21 protein-coding genes are annotated in these 19,531 nt (G+C 70.6%); 12 read left to right on the top strand and 9 right to left on the bottom strand.

Features of this window, described 5'->3' with window-relative positions; all coding sequences use genetic code 11:
* Nucleotides 1–28: 28 nt before the first annotated feature.
* Both GA0115233_RS33470 and GA0115233_RS33465 read right to left on the bottom strand, forming a co-directional pair.
* Nucleotides 29–1,528, bottom strand: a complete 1,500-nt coding sequence (locus GA0115233_RS33470; RefSeq protein WP_093724097.1) for a S8 family peptidase — start codon at nucleotides 1,526–1,528, stop codon at nucleotides 29–31.
* 25 nt (nucleotides 1,529–1,553) lie between these two features.
* On the bottom strand, nucleotides 1,554–3,077 hold the full coding sequence (locus GA0115233_RS33465) for a S8 family peptidase (protein ID WP_093724096.1): 1,524 nt from the start codon (nucleotides 3,075–3,077) through the stop codon (nucleotides 1,554–1,556).
* Nucleotides 3,078–3,401: 324 nt separating this feature from the next.
* Between GA0115233_RS33465 and GA0115233_RS33460 the strand changes: the two genes are divergently transcribed.
* The 3 genes from GA0115233_RS33460 to moaA all read left to right on the top strand — a co-directional run bounded on the left by GA0115233_RS33460 (nucleotide 3,402) and on the right by moaA (nucleotide 6,512).
* Complete coding sequence (locus GA0115233_RS33460) at nucleotides 3,402–3,758, top strand: DUF485 domain-containing protein (protein WP_093724095.1); 357 nt, start codon at nucleotides 3,402–3,404, stop codon at nucleotides 3,756–3,758.
* Complete coding sequence (locus GA0115233_RS33455; protein ID WP_093724094.1) at nucleotides 3,755–5,377, top strand: solute symporter family protein; 1,623 nt, start codon at nucleotides 3,755–3,757, stop codon at nucleotides 5,375–5,377. Before GA0115233_RS33460 ends, GA0115233_RS33455 begins: the two co-directional genes overlap by 4 nt.
* A 145-nt stretch (nucleotides 5,378–5,522) precedes the next feature.
* Entirely contained in the window at nucleotides 5,523–6,512 is a 990-nt protein-coding gene (moaA, locus tag GA0115233_RS33450; protein ID WP_093724106.1) for a GTP 3',8-cyclase MoaA, read from the top strand.
* A 23-nt stretch (nucleotides 6,513–6,535) separates the two neighbouring features.
* Here the strand turns inward: moaA and GA0115233_RS33445 are convergent, their stop codons facing one another.
* Together GA0115233_RS33445 and GA0115233_RS33440 are read right to left on the bottom strand one after the other, a co-directional pair.
* Complete coding sequence (locus tag GA0115233_RS33445; RefSeq protein ID WP_093724093.1) at nucleotides 6,536–6,754, bottom strand: hypothetical protein; 219 nt, start codon at nucleotides 6,752–6,754, stop codon at nucleotides 6,536–6,538.
* 223 nt (nucleotides 6,755–6,977) lie between these two features.
* Nucleotides 6,978–7,373 carry a DUF3099 domain-containing protein gene (locus tag GA0115233_RS33440; RefSeq protein WP_176712033.1) on the bottom strand — a complete coding sequence of 132 codons (396 nt, stop codon included), beginning with the start codon at nucleotides 7,371–7,373 and terminating at the stop codon, nucleotides 6,978–6,980.
* A gap of 245 nt (nucleotides 7,374–7,618) precedes the next feature.
* Between GA0115233_RS33440 and GA0115233_RS33435 the strand changes: the two genes are divergently transcribed.
* Nucleotides 7,619–7,897 carry a GlsB/YeaQ/YmgE family stress response membrane protein gene (locus tag GA0115233_RS33435; protein WP_093724091.1) on the top strand — a complete coding sequence of 93 codons (279 nt, stop codon included), beginning with the start codon at nucleotides 7,619–7,621 and terminating at the stop codon, nucleotides 7,895–7,897.
* A 67-nt stretch (nucleotides 7,898–7,964) separates the two neighbouring features.
* Here the strand turns inward: GA0115233_RS33435 and tyrS are convergent, their stop codons facing one another.
* From tyrS to GA0115233_RS33420, 3 genes are all read right to left on the bottom strand, one after another.
* Nucleotides 7,965–9,230: a tyrosine--tRNA ligase gene (gene tyrS / locus GA0115233_RS33430; protein WP_093724090.1), complete on the bottom strand. Its 1,266-nt coding sequence runs from the start codon at nucleotides 9,228–9,230 to the stop codon at nucleotides 7,965–7,967.
* 43 nt (nucleotides 9,231–9,273) lie between these two features.
* The gene (locus tag GA0115233_RS33425; RefSeq protein WP_093724089.1) at nucleotides 9,274–10,656 is read right to left on the bottom strand and encodes a TldD/PmbA family protein; all 1,383 of its coding nucleotides are present in this window, start codon (nucleotides 10,654–10,656) and stop codon (nucleotides 9,274–9,276) included.
* Nucleotides 10,657–10,824: 168 nt separating this feature from the next.
* The gene (locus GA0115233_RS33420; RefSeq protein WP_093724088.1) at nucleotides 10,825–12,348 is read right to left on the bottom strand and encodes a TldD/PmbA family protein; all 1,524 of its coding nucleotides are present in this window, start codon (nucleotides 12,346–12,348) and stop codon (nucleotides 10,825–10,827) included.
* Nucleotides 12,349–12,591: 243 nt separating this feature from the next.
* On the opposite strand from GA0115233_RS33420, the gene fabG reads away from it, so the two are divergent.
* The 3 genes from fabG to GA0115233_RS33405 all read left to right on the top strand — a co-directional run bounded on the left by fabG (nucleotide 12,592) and on the right by GA0115233_RS33405 (nucleotide 14,573).
* Nucleotides 12,592–13,296, top strand: coding sequence for a 3-oxoacyl-[acyl-carrier-protein] reductase (fabG, locus tag GA0115233_RS33415; RefSeq protein WP_093724087.1), 705 nt, complete (start codon nucleotides 12,592–12,594; stop codon nucleotides 13,294–13,296).
* Nucleotides 13,297–13,300: 4 nt separating this feature from the next.
* Nucleotides 13,301–14,068, top strand: coding sequence for an enoyl-ACP reductase FabI (gene fabI / locus GA0115233_RS33410; RefSeq protein ID WP_093724086.1), 768 nt, complete (start codon nucleotides 13,301–13,303; stop codon nucleotides 14,066–14,068).
* Between the two features lie 178 nt (nucleotides 14,069–14,246).
* Nucleotides 14,247–14,573 carry a hypothetical protein gene (locus GA0115233_RS33405; RefSeq protein WP_093724085.1) on the top strand — a complete coding sequence of 109 codons (327 nt, stop codon included), beginning with the start codon at nucleotides 14,247–14,249 and terminating at the stop codon, nucleotides 14,571–14,573.
* A 93-nt stretch (nucleotides 14,574–14,666) separates the two neighbouring features.
* Here GA0115233_RS33405 and GA0115233_RS33400 read toward each other — a convergent pair whose 3' ends face one another.
* Nucleotides 14,667–15,347, bottom strand: a complete 681-nt coding sequence (locus tag GA0115233_RS33400; RefSeq protein WP_093724084.1) for a FadR/GntR family transcriptional regulator — start codon at nucleotides 15,345–15,347, stop codon at nucleotides 14,667–14,669.
* An 82-nt stretch (nucleotides 15,348–15,429) separates the two neighbouring features.
* Between GA0115233_RS33400 and GA0115233_RS33395 the strand changes: the two genes are divergently transcribed.
* From GA0115233_RS33395 to GA0115233_RS33380, 4 genes are all read left to right on the top strand, one after another.
* On the top strand, nucleotides 15,430–16,752 hold the full coding sequence (locus GA0115233_RS33395; protein WP_255310441.1) for a CynX/NimT family MFS transporter: 1,323 nt from the start codon (nucleotides 15,430–15,432) through the stop codon (nucleotides 16,750–16,752).
* A 42-nt stretch (nucleotides 16,753–16,794) separates the two neighbouring features.
* Nucleotides 16,795–16,911 (top strand): SGM_5486 family transporter-associated protein, encoded by a 117-nt coding sequence (locus GA0115233_RS42020; RefSeq protein WP_093724082.1) that lies wholly within the window; start codon nucleotides 16,795–16,797, stop codon nucleotides 16,909–16,911.
* Nucleotides 16,912–17,127: 216 nt separating this feature from the next.
* Nucleotides 17,128–17,334 carry a hypothetical protein gene (locus tag GA0115233_RS33385; RefSeq protein ID WP_093724081.1) on the top strand — a complete coding sequence of 69 codons (207 nt, stop codon included), beginning with the start codon at nucleotides 17,128–17,130 and terminating at the stop codon, nucleotides 17,332–17,334.
* A 65-nt stretch (nucleotides 17,335–17,399) separates the two neighbouring features.
* Entirely contained in the window at nucleotides 17,400–17,918 is a 519-nt protein-coding gene (locus GA0115233_RS33380; RefSeq protein WP_093724080.1) for a SixA phosphatase family protein, read from the top strand.
* Between the two features lie 92 nt (nucleotides 17,919–18,010).
* On the opposite strand, the gene serB is transcribed toward GA0115233_RS33380, so the two are convergent.
* Entirely contained in the window at nucleotides 18,011–19,219 is a 1,209-nt protein-coding gene (gene serB, locus GA0115233_RS33375) for a phosphoserine phosphatase SerB (protein WP_093724079.1), read from the bottom strand.
* Between the two features lie 26 nt (nucleotides 19,220–19,245).
* Here serB and GA0115233_RS41510 point away from each other — a divergent pair.
* On the top strand, nucleotides 19,246–19,531 hold a 286-nt coding region (locus tag GA0115233_RS41510; protein WP_218063588.1), incomplete at its 3' end, for a hypothetical protein.

Genomic DNA, 19,531 nt, shown 5'->3' with positions numbered 1-19,531 from the left:
TCAACACATGGCCGGGAACTGGTGCTTCCTACTTGGTCACCGCGTCCAGGGCGTCCGCGACTCCCCAGCCGTAGAACCCGTTCCGGTTCTTCGACCCCTCGCACGTGGCGTCGACCTCGCCGTCGCCGTCGATGTCGTACGGGTCCCCGCACGCCTTGGAGTCGGCCTGCGCGTACAGCAGGGCCTTCACCGCGGTCGGCGGGAGATACGGACGCGTCGACTTGATCAGCGCGGCGACACCGGCGACATGCGGCGACGCCATCGACGTACCGGCCATGTAGCCCCAGCGGCCGCCGGGCAGGGTGCCCAGGATCAGTCCGCTGGTGGCCGGCGGTTCCGGGGTCTGGAAGCGGGTCGAGTCACCGCCGGGCGCGGCGATGTCGACCACTCCCAGGCCGTGGTTGGAGAAGGACGACTTCAGGCCCTTCGCCCCGGTCGCGGCGACCGTCACGACACCCGGCAACTGGGTCGGGATGTCCAGGCACTTCGACGGGTCCACGACCCGCTCGACGGGCGTGCCGTCGTTCGGCGAGACCGGGTCGGTGATCTCGTCCGCCGCGAGGTCGTAGTTCTCGTTGCCCGCCGCCGCGACGTTGACGGTGCCCTTCTTCTCCGCGTAGCGAGCGGCCCGGGAGACGGCCTCGACGAGCGCCTTCTGGTCAGGGTCGTTCTTGCAGTTGAAGTACCAGGGGTCGGTGTAATAGCTGTTGTTCGTCACGTCGACGCCGTGCTCGGCCGCCCACACGAAGCCGCAGACCACGGCCTCCGTGTAGAAGTAGCCCTCGGTCGTCGACACCTTGATGCCGGAGACCTTCACGCCCGGCGCCACACCGGTCATGCCGACGCCGTTCTTGGCCGCCGCGATCTCACCGGCCACATGGGTGCCGTGCGGGCTCTCCGTCGGCCCCGGCCGCCAGGCGCCCTCGCTGGTGTCCGGCTTGCCGGTCACACAGTTGACCGAGGCGTCCCGGTCGAAGTTGGGCGCGAGGTCGGGGTGGGTGTCGTCGACGCCGGTGTCGATCACCGCGACGGTGACCCTGGAGCTGCCCAGCGACTTCTCGTGGGCCCGGTCCGCCTTGATGGCGGGCAGGTCCCACTGGAGCGGCTGCAGGGGGTCCTGCCCCTCGGCCTCCGTCACGGCCGCGACCTCGGCGGCGCTGAGCACCTTCGGGGTGCCGACGTCCGTGGTCGACTGCGCGGGCAGCGGCGCGTTGCGGGTGTTGCCCGCCGACTGCACCCCGGGCACCTTGCGCAGCGTCCTGGCGAAGTCCGGGTTCGCCGAGTGGACGACGATCACACCGATCCGGTCGTACGACGTCACGACGGTGCCGCCGGCCTTGGCGATGGCCCGCTCCACCCGGGCCGACGGGCCGTGTCCGGGCTGGACGTTGACGACGTAGCTGAGCGAGGTCGCCTCCGTCTCGGCCGCCGCCGCCGACGCGTTCGGCAGCAGCGCGACCGCTGTCGCCAGGGCCGTTCCGGCGCCGACGGCCAGGGCGCGACGGGAGCGCGGGAAGTGCGCTGTCATGGTGTCAGTCTCTCCCGTCCGCCGGTCACTTGACCGCGCGCAGCGCGTTGACGATGCCGTAGCCGTAGAAGCCGTTCACACGCTTGCCGCCCTCGCACACCGCGTCCTGCGTGCCGTCGCCGTTCTGGTCGTAGGACTCCGGGCAGCCCGGGTTGTCGGCCTGCGCCTTGAGCAGCGCCTGGAGCTGCGCCGGGGACGCCCACGGGTGCTTCGACTTCAGCAGCGCGGCCACACCGGCGGCGTGCGGCGAGGCCATCGAGGTGCCCTGGAGCCAGGCGTACTCACCGTTCGGCATGGTGGACAGGATGCGGCCGTTCTTGGAGGGCGTGTCGGGTATCTGGTACAGCCGGTCGCCGCCCGGCGCGGCGACGTCCACGACGCCCTTGCCGTAGGTGGAGTAGTACGACTTCAGGTTCTGCACGCCCGTCGCGCTGACCGTGACGATGCCGGGCAGCTGGGTCGGGACGTCGTAGCACTCGTGCGGGTCGATGGTCCGCTCGACCGGGGTGGTGTCGTTCGGGCTGGTGGTGTCGACGATGGCGTCCGAGGCCAGGTCGTGGTTGGAGTTGCCCGCCGAGGAGACGTGCAGGGTGCCCTTCTTCTGGGCGTACAGCTGGGCCCGGTTGACCGCGTCGACGATCGCCCGCTGGTCGGGGTCGTCCATGCAGTTGTACAGCCACGGGTCCACGTAGTAGCTGTTGTTGGTGATCTCCACGCTGTGCTCGGCGGCGAACATGAACGCGCAGACGACGTTCTCCGGGTAGAAGAGACCGTTGGTCGGGTCGCTCACCTTGATGCCGGCGACCTTCACCCCGGGCGCGACACCCGCGACACCGATGCCGTTGCGGGCGGCGGCGATCTCACCGGCCACGTGCGTGCCGTGGTAGTCGTCCGCGGTGTACGGCCGCCAGGCGCCGTCGCTGGTGTCCGCGACACCGCCGACGCAGTTGGCGGACTGCGACTTGGAGAAGTTCGGCGCGAGGTCCGGGTGGGTGTCGTCGACGCCGGTGTCGATGACCGCGACGGTCACCTTCTTGGAACCCGGGTTGATCTTCGCGGCCTTGTCGGCGCCGATCGCCCGCAGGTCCCACTGGTCCGCTTCGAGGGGCTCGCTGTCGGGGGCGGCGGCCTTCGCGGCCTCGGCCGCCTGAGCCGCCGTCAGGAACTCGGCGGCGCCCTGGTCGGTGGTGCCCGCGGGGGTCAGCGGCGCCGTACGCGTGGCACCCGCGGACTGCACCCCGCGCACCTTGCGCATCTGCTTGCCGAAGTCCGGGTTGTCCGAGTGAGCGACGATCACGCCGATCTTCTCGTACGTCGTCACGACGGACCCGCCCGCCGCGACAACGGCCTTCTCCACCGACCTGATGGTGCGCCGGTCCGTCTTGGTGTTGACGACGTACGCCAGCTTCGTGGCGTCCGCGGACTGCGCCACGGTCTCCGCGGGGGGAGCGGCCGAGGCGGCGGTCGGCAGGAACCCGAGCGAGGCGGTCAGCGACAGCACGACGGGAACGGCCAGCGCGAGCCGGCGTCTGGAAGGCAGATGAGCCATGGGATCTCCACATCATCCGAAAAACGAGACCGGCCCGAGACACAGGTGGTGCTCGGGCAGGTACATGACGGGTGTGCAGGGTGAAGCTATCTCCCCGCGTAGCGCCCAGCAATGACCTTCCAAAAGTCAGTGGGGAAAGAACCAAGCCACGTTGAACCGGTTCTCGCGTGGCGCCGTGGACGTTGGACAGGGGGCGTGAGCACGATCGATCCCCCCCATCAATGCGAGGTCTGCCCCGATATGTCCGCCGTGCCGAACCCATCCCCGAACCCCGAACCGTCCCCGTCCGCTGTCGTCACCACACCCGCAACGCGAGGAGAGTCCGTGGCCACCGATGCACCGCCCCCCGCGCAAGAACAACACCGGCTTCCCACCACCGAGGAGTTCACCGAGGTGCAGGACAGTGCGGAGTTCGGTGAACTGCGCCGCTCCTACCGCTCCTTCGCCTTCCCGCTCACCGTCGGCTTCATTGTCTGGTACCTGCTCTACGTGATGCTGTCGATCTACGCCGGCGGCTTCATGGGCATCGAGCTGTTCGGCAACATCAACATGGCGCTCGCCCTCGGCATCGCCCAGTTCGTCACCACGTTCCTCATCGCCTGGTGGTACGCGCGGCACGCCGCCGCGAAGCTCGACCCCAAGGCCGAAGCGATCAAGTCCCGGATGGAGGGCGGCGCATGAGCCCCGCGCACACGTTCCTCGCGGCCGACGCGGCGAGCGAGCACCGCACACTGATCATCAGCCTCTTCGCCGTCTTCGTCCTCGCGACCCTGGTCATCACCGTGTGGGCGGGCCGCCAGACCAAGAACGCGGCCGACTTCTACGCGGGCGGCCGCCAGTTCACCGGCTTCCAGAACGGCCTCGCCGTCTCCGGTGACTACATGTCCGCCGCGTCCTTCCTCGGCATCGCGGGCGCCATCGCCCTGTTCGGATACGACGGTTTCCTCTACTCCATCGGCTTCCTGGTCGCCTGGCTCGTCGCCCTGCTGCTGGTCGCCGAGCCGCTGCGCAACTCCGGCCGCTACACGATGGGCGACGTCCTCGCCTACCGGATGCGCCAGCGCCCGGTCCGCACGGCGGCCGGTACCTCCACCATCGTGGTGTCGATCTTCTACCTGCTGGCCCAGATGGCGGGTGCCGGTGTCCTGGTCTCGCTGCTGCTCGGCATCTCCAGCGATGCCGGGAAGATCGGCATCGTCGCCCTGGTCGGCGTCCTGATGATCATGTACGTCAGCATCGGCGGCATGAAGGGCACCACCTGGGTGCAGATGGTCAAGGCCGTGCTGCTGATGACCGGCGCCCTGCTGCTGACCTTCCTGGTCCTGCTGAAGTTCGACTTCAACATCTCCGACCTGCTCGGTACCGCCGCCGACCAGAGCGGCAAGGGCGCCGCCTTCCTGGAGCCCGGTCTGAAGTACGGCGTCAGCGGCACCACCAAGCTGGACTTCATCTCGCTCGGCATCGCCCTGATCCTGGGCACCGCCGGTCTGCCGCACATCCTGATCCGCTTCTACACCGTGCCCACCGCCAAGGCCGCCCGTAAGTCCGTGATCTGGGCGATCGGCCTGATCGGCGCCTTCTACCTGATGACGCTGGCTCTCGGCTTCGGCGCCGCCGCGCTGATCACCCCGGAGGAGATCACCGGCTCCAACAAGGCCGGAAACACCGCGGCCCCGCTGCTCGCGCTGCACCTGGGCGGCGTGGAATCCACCTGGGGCGCTATCCTGCTGGCCACCATCTCCGCGGTCGCCTTCGCGACGATCCTCGCGGTGGTCGCCGGTCTGACCCTGGCGTCCTCCTCGTCCTTCGCGCACGACATCTACGCCAACGTCATCAAGAAGGGACAGGCCAGCGAGCAGGAGGAGGTCCGCGCCGCCCGCTGGGCGACCGTCGGCATCGGCATCGTCTCCATCGCGCTCGGCGCCCTGGCCCGCGACCTGAACGTGGCCGGCCTGGTCGCGCTCGCCTTCGCGGTCGCCGCCTCCGCCAACCTGCCGACGATCCTCTACAGCCTCTTCTGGAAGCGCTTCACCACCCAGGGAGCCCTGTGGTCGATCTACGGCGGTCTGACCGCCGCCGTCGGCCTGGTGCTGTTCTCGCCGGTCGTCTCCGGCAAGCCCAGCTCGATGTTCCCCGACGTCGACTTCCACTGGTTCCCGCTGGAGAACCCCGGCATCATCTCGATCCCGGTCGGCTTCCTGCTGGGCATCATCGGCACCTACCTCTCCAAGGAGGAGCCGGACAAGGGCAAGTACGCCGAGCTGGAGGTCCGGTCCCTGACCGGCACCGGCGCCCACTGATCGCACCCTCCGAGCGGCCGCGTCGTAGGTCCCTACGACGCGGCCGCGCCGTTCCTGGTGGGATCGGGCGCTGTCGTTGTCAGTGCGGTCACGTAGGCTCGCAGGTGACGGAAGACGAGTGCTCCACCACGAGGGAGGGGGCCACGTGCTCATCGACACCTACGGCCGGGTGGCCACCGACCTGCGCGTCTCGCTCACGGACCGGTGCAACCTGCGGTGCACGTACTGCATGCCCGAGGAGGGCCTGCAGTGGCTGGCCAAGCCGGACCTCCTCACGGACGACGAGATCGTCCGGCTGATAGACATCGCGGTCACCACCCTCGGGATCACCGAGGTCCGCTTCACCGGCGGCGAGCCCCTGCTCCGCCCCGGACTGGTCGGCATCGTCGAGCGCGTCGCGGCCCTCACGCCCCGCCCCCAGATGTCCCTGACCACCAACGGCATCGGCCTCAAGCGCACCGCGCCCGCCCTGAAGGCCGCCGGCCTGGACCGGGTCAACGTCTCCCTGGACACCCTGCGCCCGGACGTTTTCAAGACCCTCACCCGCCGCGACCGCCACAAGGACGTCATCGAGGGCCTGGAGGCCGCCCGCGCCGCCGGCCTCACCCCCGTGAAGGTCAACTCCGTGCTGATGCCCGGCCTGAACGAGGACGAGGCCCCCGACCTGCTCGCCTGGGCCGTCGAGCACGACTACGAACTGCGGTTCATCGAGCAGATGCCGCTCGACGCCCAGCACGGCTGGAAGCGCGACGGCATGATCACGGCCGGGGACATCCTGGCCTCCCTGCGCACCCGCTTCGAGCTGACCCCCGAGGGCTCCGAGGAGCGCGGCTCGGCACCCGCCGAGCGCTGGCTGGTGGACGGCGGACCGCACCGCGTCGGCGTCATCGCCTCCGTCACCCGGCCGTTCTGCTCCGCCTGCGACCGCACCCGCCTCACCGCCGACGGCCAGGTCCGCACCTGTCTGTTCGCCCGCGAGGAGACCGACCTGCGTGCCGCCCTGCGCTCCGGCGCCCCCGACGAGGAGATCGCCCGCATCTGGAAGCTGGCCATGTGGGGCAAGAAGGCCGGGGCGGGCCTGGACGACCCGGGCTTCGTCCAGCCGGACCGCCCGATGTCCGCGATCGGCGGCTGAAAACCTACGGTCCGACTCCCCGGCTACGACGCGGTCGGTTCCTCCCAGTCCGCGAACTTCACGACGTCCTTGAGGAACCCCCGTACGCCCAGGAACTGGGAGAGATGCTCCCGGTGCTCCTCGCAGGCGAGCCAGGTCTTGCGCCGCTCCGGCGTATGAATCTTGGGGTTGTTCCAGGCCAGCACCCACTCGGCGGCGGCACGGCAGCCCTTGGCGGAACAGATCGGCGTCTCGTCACTCACGGATTCGTCTCACAAAGGTCCACAAAAGGCGACGCCGAGCAGCCACGGGGGGAGCTGCCCGGCGTCGGTCCGTCGCTCCGACGGGGGATGCGGAGCGCCTACGAAGTATGTCATGGGTCACCCGCCGCCCGGCACCGGAACAACACTATTGATCTGAGCTTTTCTTGAGCTTCGTTGCGGAGGCCGATTCCGCTTCCGGGGCACCGTCCGTCCGACGCCAAGGTCATTTCCGGTCATGTGTTTCGCCGCCCGCACCCGGTGCCGGGCCGGGGGCCACGTCTTCCGGGACGGATTCCGCGAAGGGGCCCTCCGCCGCCGGTCCGGAGAGCATCGGAGGGGTCGGCGCGGTGACGAAGGTGGAGGGCAGCGACGGGGCGTTCTCCCGCCCGGCGTTGGCGATCACCACCGCGATGTAGGGCAGGATCGCGCCGAGCACCAACGCCACCACGGCCACGTGCCGTTCGACGTTCCACAGGGTCGCGGCGAGGATCACCGACAGCGTACGGACCGACATGGAGATGATGTAGCGGCGCTGCCGCCCGCGCACGTCCTCCTGGAGGCCCGCCCGGGCTCCGGTGATCCGGAACACCTGGGCACTGCCGCCGTGCAGCTTCCGCATCAGATTCCACCATCCGCCCGCATCGGACTCTCCCCTGCCCGCACCCGATCCGTCCCGGCCGGGGAAGCCGGTCACGGACACCCTCCACGTTACGCCCGGCCTGCGCCCCCTACGAGACCGGGGCACCTCCGGCCGGGGTGACCGTTCTCGGCCGTCCCGCGTACGGACGCCCACGACATGCGACGTAGGGAAACCGCGCCGAGACTGGGCGTAATGCTCACGTCGAGCCGTACAAGGAGGCAGCCATGGGCTGGTTGTGGGCGATCATCGTGGGATTCGTACTCGGCCTCATCGCCAAGGCGATCCTGCCGGGCAAGCAGCACAGTCCGCTCTGGCTGACCACCATCTTCGGCATGCTCGGTGCCATCGTCGGCAACGCCATCGCACGCGCGGCGGGCGTCGAGGAGACCGCCGGCATCGACTGGAGCCGGCACGCCTTCCAGCTCATCGCGGCGATCATCATCGTGGCCGTGGGAGACATGGCCTACATGGCGACCCTGGGCAAGCGCAAACAGCAGACCTGAGCGTCGGTACGGCGAAGGGGGCGGCCCTCCCGATGGAGAGCCGCCCCATTCGGCGCGCCTGCCCGGGTCAGCCGGTGACCTCGACCGCCGCCAGGTTCTTCTTGCCCCGGCGCAGCACCAGCCAGCGGCCGTGCAGCAGATCGTCCGCGGACGGGACGGCGTCCTCGGCGGTCACCTTCACGTTGTTCACGTAGGCACCGCCCTCCTTCACCGTCCGCCGCGCCGCCGACTTGCTCGGCACCAGCTCGACCTCGGCGAACAGATCCACCACCGGCGCCAGCTCGGCGACCTTGGCGTGCGGCACCTCGGACAGCGCCGCGGCCAGCGTGGCCGCGTCCAGCTCCGTCAGCTCGCCCTGGCCGAACAGCGCCTTGGACGCGGCGATCACGGCGGCCGTCTGCTCGGCGCCGTGCACCAGCGTGGTCAGCTCCTCGGCCAGCGCCCGCTGTGCGGCCCGCGCCTGCGGGCGCTCCTGGGTCTGCTTCTCCAGCTCCTCAAGCTCCTCGCGGGACTTGAAGGACAGGATCCGCATGTAGGTCGAGATGTCCCGGTCGTCCGCGTTCAGCCAGAACTGGTAGAACGCGTACGGCGTCGTCATCTCCGGGTCCAGCCAGATGGCGCCGCCCTCGGTCTTGCCGAACTTGGTGCCGTCCGCCTTGGTCATCAGCGGGGTGGCCAGCGCGTGCACCTGGGCGTGCGGCTCCAGCCGGTGGATCAGGTCCAGACCCGCCGTGAGGTTGCCCCACTGGTCGCTGCCGCCCTGCTGGAGCGTGCAGCCGTAGCGCCGGTACAGCTCCAGGAAGTCCATGCCCTGGAGCAGCTGGTAGCTGAACTCCGTGTAGCTGATGCCCTCTTCGGACTGCAGCCGCCGGGCGACCGAGTCCTTGGTGAGCATCTTGTTGACGCGGAAGTGCTTGCCGATGTCCCGCAGGAACTCGATGGCCGACATCCCGGCCGTCCAGTCCAGGTTGTTCACCATCACCGCGGCGTTCGGGCCCTCGAAGGACAGGAACGGCTCGATCTGCGCGCGCAGCCGGTTCACCCAGTTCGCGACCGTCTCCGGGTCGTTCAGCGTGCGCTCGGCGGTCGGGCGGGGGTCACCGATCTGACCGGTGGCCCCGCCGACCAGGGCGAGCGGGCGCAGCCCGGCCTGCTGGAGCCGGCGCATGGTGAGGACCTGCACCAGGTGACCGACGTGCAGGCTGGCCGCGGTCGGGTCGAAGCCGCAATAGAACGTGACGGGACCGTCCGCGAGCGCCTTGCGCAAAGCGTCCTCGTCAGTGGACAGGGCGATCACGCCACGCCACTTCAGCTCGTCGACGATGTCCGTCACTGTTCTCGTATCTCCTTGGGAGTGCTCCGGGTCAGGTACGAGGTTATACGCCCTGACTGACCGAGCTCATATTGAAGTCCGGCACCCTCAGCGCCGGCATGGCAGCCCTAGTGAACCAGTCGCTCCACTCCCTCGGCAGCGTCTTTTCGGTGCGCCCGGCCTCGGTGGCCCGGCCCAGCAGATCCACCGGCGACTCGTTGAACCGGAAGTTGTTCACCTCGCCGGTCACCTCGCCGTTCTCCACCAGGTACACGCCGTCCCGGGTCAGACCGGTCAGCAGCAGCGTCGCCGGGTCCACCTCGCGGATGTACCACAGACAGGTCAGCAGCAGCCCGCGCTCGGTGTCCGCGACCATCTCCTCCAGCGAGCGGTCGCCGCCGCCGTCCAGGATCAGGTTGTCGATGCCGGGCGCCACCGGCAGACCGGTCAGACCGGCGCTGTGCCTGCTGGTCAGCAGGTGCCGCAGCTCGCCCTCGTGGATCCACTCGGTGGCCGCCAGCGGCAGCCCGTTGTCGAACACCGACGCGTCGCCCCCGGAGGAGTGCGCCAGCACGAACGGCGCCGACTCCAGGCCCGGCTCGTTCGGGTCGCTGCGCAGGGTCAGCGGCAGCTCGCTCAGCCGCTCGCCGATCCGGGTGCCGCCGCCCGGCTTGGAGAACACGGTGCGGCCCTCGGCCGCGTCCCGCCCCGAGGCCGACCACATCTGGTAGATCAGCAGGTCCGCCACGGCCGTCGGCGGCAGCAGCGTCTCGTAGCGTCCGGCGGGCAGCGCCACCTTGCGCTCCGCCCAGCCGAGCCGCACGGCCAGCTCGGCGTCCAGGGCCGCCGGGTCGACGTCCTTGAAGTCGCGGGTGGACCGCCCGGCCCAGGCCGAGCGGGTGCGGTCCGGGGACTTCGCGTTCAGCTCCAGCGTCCCGTTCGGCTGGTCGTGGCGCAGCCGCAGGCCCGTGGACGTACCGACGTAGGACGACACCAGCTCGTGGTTGGCGAACCCGTACAGCTCCCGACCGCCCGCACGCGCGCGTGCGAACGCCTCGCCCAGCGCCGGGGCGAAGTCGGCGAACACCGCGGAGGAGGTCTCGGCCGGGGCGTCGGTGAAGTCCGGCGACGCCGGTACACCCGTCACCAGCGGCTGCGCGTCCTCGGCGGGCCCGGCGCCGCGCGCGGCCTCCTCGGCGGCCCGCACCAAGGGCTCCAGCTCGTCCTCGGTCACCGCGGAACGGGACACCACGCCGGAGGCGGTGCCCTCCTGGCCGTCGACGGTGGCGATGACGGTGAGCGTACGTCCGCGCGTGACGCCGTTTGTGGTGAGCGCGTTGCCCGCCCAGCGCAGGTTGGCGGTGGACCGCTCGTCGGCGATGACGACACAGCCGTCCGCACGGGACAGCTCAAGGGCCCGCTCGACGATCTCGTACGGCTTGCTCATCGACCGGCCTCCTGCGTGGTGTTGAGACTGTGCTTTTCCGGGGGACAACCCCCGGACCCCCGGCCGAACTCGGACGTGACGTTCATCGACCGGCCTCCTGGGTCGTGTTGAGACTGTGCTTTTCCGGGGGACAACCCCCGGACCCCCGGCCGAACTCGGACGTGACGTTCATCGACCGGCCTCCTGGGTCGTGTTGAGGATGTTGACACTGCGGAACAGGGCGGACGGGCAGCCGTGCGAGACCGCCGCGACCTGGCCCGGCTGGGCCTTGCCGCAGTTGAAGGCGCCGCCCAGGACGTACGTCTGCGGGCCGCCGACGGCCGCCATGGAGCCCCAGAAGTCGGTGGTGGTCGCCTGGTAGGCGACGTCCCGCAGCTGCCCGGCGAGCCGGCCGTTCTCGATCCGGAAGAACCGCTGACCGGTGAACTGGAAGTTGTAGCGCTGCATGTCGATCGACCACGAGCGGTCCCCGACGACGTAGATCCCGCGCTCGACGCCCCCGATGAGGTCCTCGGTGGACATTCCGGCCGGGTCCGGCTGGAGGGAGACGTTCGCCATCCGCTGCACCGGCACGTGCTCGGGGGAGTCGGCGAACGCGCAGCCGTTGGAGCGCTCGAAGCCGGTCAGCCGGGCGATCCGCCGGTCCAGCTGGTAGCCCACCAGCGTGCCGTCCTTCACCAGGTCCCAGGTCTGCGCCTCGACGCCCTCGTCGTCGTAGCCGATGGTCGCAAGACCGTGCTCGGCGGTGCGGTCACCGGTGACGTTCATCAGCTCGGAGCCGTACCGGAGCTTGCCGAGCTGGTCGAAGGTGGCGAAAGAAGTGCCGGCGTAGGCGGCCTCGTAGCCGAGCGCCCGGTCCAGCTCGGTGGCGTGCCCGATGGACTCGTGGATGGTCAGCCACAGGTTGGACGGGTCGACGACCAGGTCGTACACGCCCGCCTCGACGCTCGGCGCGCGCATCTTCTCCGCGAGCAGCTCGGGGATCCGCGCCAGCTCCTCGTCCCAGTCCCAGCCGGTGCCGGTCAGGTACTCCCAGCCCCGGCCGACCGGCGGCGCGATGGTGCGCATGGAGTCGAACTCGCCGGTGGACTCGTCCACCGACACCGCCGTCAGCTGCGGGTGCAGCCGGACGCGCTGCTGGGTGGTGACGGTGCCCGCGGTGTCCGCGTAGAACTTGTTCTCGTGCACGGTGAGCAGCGAGGCGTCGACGTGGTTCACCCCGTCCGCCGCCAGCAGCCGCGCGCTCCAGTCCGCGAGCAGCGCCGACTTCTCCTCGTCGGGCACGGTGAACGGGTCGATCTCGTACGAGGACACCCAGGTCTTCTCCGCGTGCACCGGCTCGTCGGCCAGCTCCACCCGCTCGTCGGACCCCGCCGCCCTGATGACCTGCGCGGACAGCTTCGCCATCGCCACGGCCTGCGAGGCGACCTTCGCCGCCGCGTCCATGGTCAGATCGACGCCCGAGGCGAAGCCCCAGGTGCCGCCGTGCACGACCCGCACCGCGTACCCGAGGTCAGTGGTGTCCGACGAACCGGACGGCTTGGCGTCGCGCAGCCGCCACGAGGCACTGCGCACCCGCTCGAACCGGAAATCCGCGTGCTCCGCGCCGAGCGCACGCGCGCGTGCCAGGGCGGCGTCGGCCAGCGCGCGCAGTGGGAGTGCCGTGAAGGACTCGTCGATGGTATGAGGCACCTGGATCTCTTCCTGTCGCCGTTACCGTGGTCGCTCCGATCATGTCGCGAGGGGCGGGCCGGGGACCACACGTTTGCGCGCCGCGCCCCGAGCCGTTCTGTAGGGATCCGACAGTGACTCCCGCGAGCCACTGTCGGTGCCCGCTTGTCCGCGGGCGCGCCCGGCCCGATAGGTTTTCGGTGAAGCCGCCTGTCATCCAGGTGTTCGGGCGGGTGTTCAGACCGCTATCGAAAGGGTGATCCGTTGAGCCGCTCGGTTCTCGTCACCGGAGGCAACCGGGGCATCGGCCTCGCCATCGCCCGCGCATTCGCCGACGCCGGCGACAAGGTCGCCATCACATACCGCTCGGGTGAACCGCCGGCCGGTTTCCTCGCCGTCAAGTGCGACATCACCGACACCGAACAGGTGGAGCAGGCATACAAAGAGATCGAGGCCCAGCACGGCCCGGTCGAGGTCCTCGTCGCCAACGCCGGCGTCACCAAGGACCAGCTCCTGATGCGGATGACCGAGGAGGACTTCACCTCGGTCGTCGACACCAACCTCACCGGCACCTTCCGGGTGGTCAAGCGCGCCAACCGCGGCATGCTGCGCGCCAAGAAGGGCCGCGTCGTGCTGATCTCCTCCGTGGTCGGGCTCGCGGGCTCCGCGGGGCAGGCGAACTACGCCGCCTCCAAGGCCGCCATGGTCGGCTTCGCGCGCTCCCTCGCCCGTGAGCTGGGGTCGCGCAACATCACCTTCAACGTCGTCGCGCCCGGCTTCGTCGACACCGACATGACCAAGGTGCTCACCGACGAGCAGCGCGCGAACATCGTGTCGCAGGTCCCGCTCGGCCGTTACGCGCAGCCGGAGGAGATCGCCGCGACGGTGCGGTTCCTCGCTTCGGACGACGCCTCGTACATCACTGGAGCCGTCATCCCCGTTGACGGCGGACTGGGAATGGGTCACTGATCACATGAGCGGAATTCTTGAGGGCAAGCGCGTCCTGATCACCGGTGTGCTGATGGAGTCCTCCATCGCCTTCCACACCGCCAAGCTGGCCCAGGAGCAGGGCGCGGAGATCATCCTCACCGCCTTCCCGCGGCCCACGCTGACCGAGCGCATCGCCAAGAAGCTCCCCAAGCCCACCAAGGTCATCGAGCTGGACGTCACCAACGACGAGCACCTCGGCCGCCTCGCCGACATCGTCGGCGAGGAGCTGGGCGGCCTGGACGGCGTCGTGCACTCCATCGGCTTCGCGCCCCAGGACGCCCTCGGCGGCAACTTCCTGAACACGCCGTTCGAGTCGGTCGCCACCGCCATGCACGTCTCGGCGTACTCCCTGAAGTCGCTGACCATGGCCTGCCTGCCGCTGATGCAGAACGGCGGCGCGGTCGTCGGCCTCACCTTCGACGCCCAGTTCGCCTGGCCGCAGTACGACTGGATGGGCCCGGCCAAGGCGGCCCTGGAGGCCACCAACCGCTACCTGGCGCGTGACCTGGGCAAGCAGAACATCCGCTGCAACCTCATCTCCGCCGGTCCGATCGGTTCGATGGCCGCCAAGTCCATCCCGGGCTTCGCCGAGCTGGCCTCGGTGTGGGACAGCCGTTCCCCGCTGGAGTGGGACCTGAAGGACCCGGAGCCGGCCGGCCGCGGTGTCGTCGCCCTGCTGAGCGACTGGTTCCCGAAGACCACCGGCGAGATCGTCCACGTCGACGGCGGTCTGCACGCCATCGGCGCCTGACCTCGCAGCACTCGCAAGGGCCCGTGTCCGTCGCCGGACGCGGGCCCTTCGTGCGTCCCGCGCGCGTGTCCCCCGTTCGGCGCAACCGGCCGGGCGCGCGGCGGGCCGGTCCGGGCACCCTGGACACAGGCGTTCACCACGCCTTTTCCCTCCCCAGCACGGCCGAGGAGGTCCCCTTGTGCGTCTGCCCCGCAGCCTCGCCCCAGTGACCGTCGCCGTCGCTCTCACCCTGTGTCTGCCGTACGAGGCGACACCGTACGCGCGTGTGGCGGAGCCGTTCGGCGCCGAGTGCCGTACGCGCGTGCAGGGCTCCCATGCGATCGCCTACTGCCACAACCCCAATGCCGCCATGGACCGCGTCCGCCTGCACATCGAGTGCGCCCGCTGGTGGGACCTCGACACCGACAGCGCCCCCGTGGACACCGGACCGGCGGTGACCGTACGGCTCACCGGGCGGTGCTGGAAGGAGGTCCGCTCGGTGTGGGTCAGCCATCAGCGGCCGTGAACCGTCCCGGTCGGTCCGTGGACCGTCCCCGTCAGTGCGTGGACCGTCCCCGCCAGTGCGTGGACCGTCCCCGCCAGTCCGTGAACTGTCCCGTCAGTCCTTGAACGTCCCCGGGCGGCACTGGAAGGGATAGCTCGCCGCCTCCTCGGCGGCCGTGGCCGCGTCGCCCGCGCGGATGGCGTCCAGCAGCCGGGTGTGGTCCATGTACGTCTCCGGCGTCAGCTCCTCGCCCACGTCCTCGCGCAGCCAGTCCCGCAGTACCTCGCCCAGGTCCGCGTACATCGCCGTCATGGCGTCGTTGTGGGACGCGGCCACCACCGCCAGGTGGAAGGTGGCGTCGGCCGCCACGAACGCCTCCGCGTCGCCGGAGGCCCATGCCTCCTCCCGGCGCACCAGGAGCGCGTCGAGCTGTTTGAGGTCCTTCTCGGTGCGCCGCTCGGCGGCCAGCTTCGCGGCGCCCGACTCCAGGGTGGAGCGCAGTTCGGCGATGTGCCGGGGGTCGGCGTCGGCGAAGCGGCGGTGCATCACCCCGGCCAGCTCGCTGGTGGCCACGACATACGTGCCCGAGCCCTGACGGATGTCCAGCAGGCCGTTGTGGGCGAGCGCGCGGACGGCCTCGCGGACCGTGTTGCGGGCGACGCCCAGCTGCTCGACCAGCTCCGGTTCGGTCGGGATACGGGAGCCGACGGGCCACTCGCCCGACGTGATCTGGTTCCGTAGCGCGGCGATGACCTGCTCGGACAGTGCCGAACGGCGTTGCGGGCTCAGGGGCATGGCACACCTTCGCACGGGACGGGCCGGTGGGCGAAGCCGGGGGACGGCCAGGGTGGACAGCCATTCATCCCATGATTCTATGATGGTCGGCATGGTGAGCGAAGAGGCCACGACCGAGGCCACCCGGACGACCCGTCCCACGGCCGCACCCGGCCCGGCCCCGGGAGCCGACGGGCCGCGCAGGTCCGGCACGCACGCGTGGCGGGCGCGGCTGCTCGTCCTCGGCATCGTGCTGGCGGCGCTGAACCTGCGCCCCGCCATCACCAGCCTCGGCGCCCTCCTGGAGGAGGTCCGCACCGGCCTCGGCATGAGCGGCAGCGTCGCCGGGGTGCTCACCTCCGTGCCCCCGCTGTGCTTCGCCGTCTTCGGCGTCATGGCACCCCGGCTCGCCCGCCGCTTCGGCCCCGGCGCGGTCGTCTGCGCGGGCATGGCCGCCATCACCGCCGGGCTGCTGATCCGCCCCTACGCGGGCAGCACCCCCGCCTTCCTGGCCGCCAGCGCCCTCGCCCTGATGGGCATCGCGGTCAGCAACGTGCTGATGCCGGTCATCGTCAAGCGCTGGTTCCCCGACCGCGTCGGCTCCATGACCGGCCTGTACTCGATGGCCCTGGCGCTCGGCACCTCGGCCGCGGCGGCGGTCACCGTCCCGGTCACGGACGCGCTCGGCGGGAACTGGCAGACCGGGCTCGCGGTCTGGGCGGCCCTGGCCGCGGCGGCCGTACTGCCCTGGCTGCCGTTCGTACGGGACCGGCGGGCGGCCTCGGACCAGGGGCCTGCGCGGGAGCAGGGGCACGCGCGCGAGGGGGCGCCCGCGCTGCGGATCACCCGGAGCCGTACCGCCTGGGCGCTCGCCGTGTTCTTCGGACTCCAGGCCACCGGCGCCTACATCACCATGGGCTGGATGGCGCAGATCTTCCGGGACGCGGGCGTGCCCGCGGGCACCGCCGGAGTGCTCCTGGCCGTGACCATGGTGATGGGAGTGCCGCTCGCCTTCGTCATCCCGCGCGTGGCCACCCGACTGCCCCACCAGGGGCCGATCGCCCTCGCGCTCGGCGTCTGCGGCCTGATCGGCTACGCGGGCCTGTACTTCGCGCCCGCCGCCGGGGCCTGGGCCTGGGCGCTGCTGCTCGGCATCTCCAACTGTGCCTTCCCGCTGGCCCTGACCATGGTCGGCATGCGGGCCAGGACCGGCGCCGGGGTCGCCCAGCTGTCCGCGTTCGCGCAGAGCACCGGGTATCTGATCTCCATTCCCGGCCCGCTCCTGGTCGGCGTGCTCTACCAGCACAGCGGTGGCTGGGGCCTGCCGATCGCCCTCATGGCCGCGCTGATGGTCCCGCAGATGGTGGTGGGGGTGCTGGCGGGGCGCGACCGCACGGTGGAGGACGAGGCGGCGCGGCAGCCCTGACCCCGGTGGGTCGCGGAACGAGGAGGGTGCGAGACTGGCTCCATGCCCGTGCTCGACCCGAACCCGCAGAACGGCCAGAAGAAGCTGCTGCTCGTCTTCGGCGCGTTCCTCGCCATCTTCGTGATCATCGGCGTCATCGCGACGATCGCGTCGCCCTGACCGCCGTCCGCCGACAGCTACCCGCCGTCCGCCGACAGCCGCCCTCCGCCTGCCGAGGGCCGGCCGATGGTGGGGCTAGCACCACCATCCCCTAGGGGGTGAGGCTCAGGGTCAACTGGGTGGATCACCGGATGGGTTGGGGCTCGCCGAGTCCGTACCTTCGAGCCATGGCCGCGATCGCGGACCACCGGCCCACTCCAAGACGCGGAGGCACCCATGTCGGCCCCTACGCACACCCCGCCTTCCTCGGCACACCGGGGCGGCGTCGACATCCGGCTGCCGTGGTGGGCGTTCGCCCTGCCGGTGCTCGCCTTCGTCACCCTCCTGGTGCTGATACTGGAGCCGGGCGAGGCCCACGCCGCCGGTGCCGACCCGGCGATCACCGAACTGCTGGAGCGCGTACAGCGGCTGATGTCGCGCTGAGCAGCCGCGCGGCCGCTGGTCAACTACCTGCGCCCCGTGGCCTGTTTCATGCGAAGCTGGGAGGCATGAGCGTCGCAGAACCCCGCAGGATTGTCCTCTTCCGGCATGCGAAAGCCGACTGGCCCCAGGTGACCGACCATGAGCGGCCGCTCGCCGAACGGGGGCGCTTGGACGCCGCTGCCGCCGGCCGCCGGATCGCCGACACCGGAATCTCCTTCGACCTGGCACTGTGTTCCACCGCGACCCGAACCCGAGAGACCTGGAAGCTCGCCGTGCACGAGTTTCCGCACCGGCCGAAAACCGTCTACGAGGAGCGGATCTACGAGGCCTCGCCCGGCGAGCTGATCGCCGTGCTCAACGAGACCCCCGACGACGTCCACGACCTCGTGCTGATCGGCCACAACCCCGGTATCCACGGCCTCACCGACATCCTCTGCGGCGAGTCCGAGGGCGACGCGCGGGAGCGGCTCGACCGCCGTGGCTTCCCCGCCGCCGCCTTCGCGCTGCTGACCCACGAGGGCTCCTGGAAGTCCCTGGAACCCGGAGTGGCCAGGCTGGTCGACTACTGGGCCCCCTCGGAGTGACCCCCGCATGTGAAACGTGACAGCTCAAAGGGGCCCGGCGCGCTGCCGGGCCCCTTCTCCGTCCGCGCGTGACCGGCTCCCGTCGCGGGGGATCAGCCCTCGTCGTGGGTGTCCGCGGCCTCGACCTCTTCGCGGGTGACGCCCAGCAGATACAGGACCGTGTCGAGGAAGGGCACGTTCACCGCGGTGTGCGCGGCCTCCCGGACCACCGGCTTGGCGTTGAAGGCGACCCCGAGACCGGCCGCGTTCAGCATGTCCAGGTCGTTGGCGCCGTCGCCGATCGCCACCGTCTGCGACAGCGGGACACCCGCCTCGGCGGCGAACCGGCGCAGCAGCCGCGCCTTGCCCGCGCGGTCCACGATCTCGCCGGTGACCCGGCCGGTGAGCTTGCCGTCGACGATCTCCAGGGTGTTGGCCTGGGCGAAGTCGAGCCCCAGCCGCTCCTGGAGGTCATCGGTGACCTGCGTGAACCCGCCCGAGACGACACCGACTTGGTATCCGAGCCGCTTCAGCGTACGGATCAGGGTGCGCGCGCCCGGGGTCAGCCGGACCTCGCTGCGCACCTTGTCCACGACGGAGGCGTCCAGGCCCTCCAGCAGCGCCACGCGCGCGTGCAGCGACTGCTCGAAGTCCAGCTCCCCGCGCATCGCCGCGGCGGTCACCTCGGCGACCTTGTCCTCGCATCCGGCGTGCGCGGCGAACAGTTCGATGACCTCGTCCTGGATGAGCGTGGAGTCCACGTCCATCACGACCAGGCGCTGGGCCCGCCGGTGCAGACCGGCCGCGACGACCGCGACATCGACACCGAGCTTCGCGGCGTCCGTCACCAGCGCCGTGCGCAGCGGCTCGGTCTCCACACCGGAGACCGCGAACTCGACGGCGGTCACGGGGTACTTGGCCAGGCGGAAGATACGGTCGATGTTGGCGCCCGCGTGGGTGATCTTCGCGGCGATGGCGGCGGTGGCCTCCGCGGTGAGCGGATGCCCGAGCACCGTGACCAGCGAACGGCCGAGGCCGCGCGGACGGTTGTCGCCCAGGCCGGAGATGATCTCGGCCTGCATCTTCATCGACTCCGCCCAACTGTGGACGGTGGCCCGCAGATCCCCTTCCGTCCCGCGCGGCGGCTCGGTCACCAGCGCGCACAGCACGATCCGGCCACGGGTGACGACCTGCTCGATGTCGACCACGTCGACGGAGTAGGCGGCAAGGGTGTCGAACAGCCCGGCCGTGATGCCCGGCCTGTCCTTCCCGAAGATCTTGACGAGAAGCGTGGGAACGTCAGAGGTCTGCAAAGCGCTCATGGTGCCTCCACCGTATCCGGCACCCAGTGCCCCCCGCGCCTGCGGTCCGCCTGACGGACATCACACGGGCCCCCGACGCCCCCGGCGGTGTTACGCGGCAGCGGGCGCGGCCCGTCCACTGCGGCCCGAAGGCGCGGCGCGACCTCGGCTCCGGCGAGCCGCCCCACCACGTGGCCGTGACGGCCGAGGACCCAGCGGGCGGCCCGGCCCGGGGCGCAGCCGGGATCCGTACTTCACGGCCCCGGCTCGCCCTCCGGCGGCCCTTGACCGGCGTCCTGTACGCCGAAGGCGCGGCGCGCGACCTCGGCTCCG

Origin of the sequence: Streptomyces sp. DI166, assembly GCF_900091315.1 — a bacterium.
GTDB lineage: Bacteria > Actinomycetota > Actinomycetes > Streptomycetales > Streptomycetaceae > Streptomyces > Streptomyces fuscus.
Note: the sequence above shows the minus strand (reverse complement) of the source record. Positions and strands in the feature narration are given on the sequence as shown.

Coding starts and splice junctions, on each gene's coding strand:
- GA0115233_RS33470 (WP_093724097.1), bottom strand. CDS start 1,528: ATGACAGCGCACTTCCCGCGCTCCCGTCGCGCCCTGGCCGTCGGCGCC.
- GA0115233_RS33465 (WP_093724096.1), bottom strand. CDS start 3,077: ATGGCTCATCTGCCTTCCAGACGCCGGCTCGCGCTGGCCGTTCCCGTC.
- GA0115233_RS33455 (WP_093724094.1), top strand. CDS start 3,755: ATGAGCCCCGCGCACACGTTCCTCGCGGCCGACGCGGCGAGCGAGCAC.
- GA0115233_RS33440 (WP_176712033.1), bottom strand. CDS start 7,373: ATGCGGAAGCTGCACGGCGGCAGTGCCCAGGTGTTCCGGATCACCGGA.
- GA0115233_RS33435 (WP_093724091.1), top strand. CDS start 7,619: ATGGGCTGGTTGTGGGCGATCATCGTGGGATTCGTACTCGGCCTCATC.
- GA0115233_RS33425 (WP_093724089.1), bottom strand. CDS start 10,656: ATGAGCAAGCCGTACGAGATCGTCGAGCGGGCCCTTGAGCTGTCCCGT.
- fabI (WP_093724086.1), top strand. CDS start 13,301: ATGAGCGGAATTCTTGAGGGCAAGCGCGTCCTGATCACCGGTGTGCTG.
- GA0115233_RS33400 (WP_093724084.1), bottom strand. CDS start 15,347: ATGCCCCTGAGCCCGCAACGCCGTTCGGCACTGTCCGAGCAGGTCATC.
- GA0115233_RS33395 (WP_255310441.1), top strand. CDS start 15,430: ATGGTCGGCATGGTGAGCGAAGAGGCCACGACCGAGGCCACCCGGACG.
- GA0115233_RS42020 (WP_093724082.1), top strand. CDS start 16,795: ATGCCCGTGCTCGACCCGAACCCGCAGAACGGCCAGAAGAAGCTGCTG.
- GA0115233_RS33385 (WP_093724081.1), top strand. CDS start 17,128: ATGTCGGCCCCTACGCACACCCCGCCTTCCTCGGCACACCGGGGCGGC.
- GA0115233_RS33380 (WP_093724080.1), top strand. CDS start 17,400: ATGAGCGTCGCAGAACCCCGCAGGATTGTCCTCTTCCGGCATGCGAAA.
- serB (WP_093724079.1), bottom strand. CDS start 19,219: ATGAGCGCTTTGCAGACCTCTGACGTTCCCACGCTTCTCGTCAAGATC.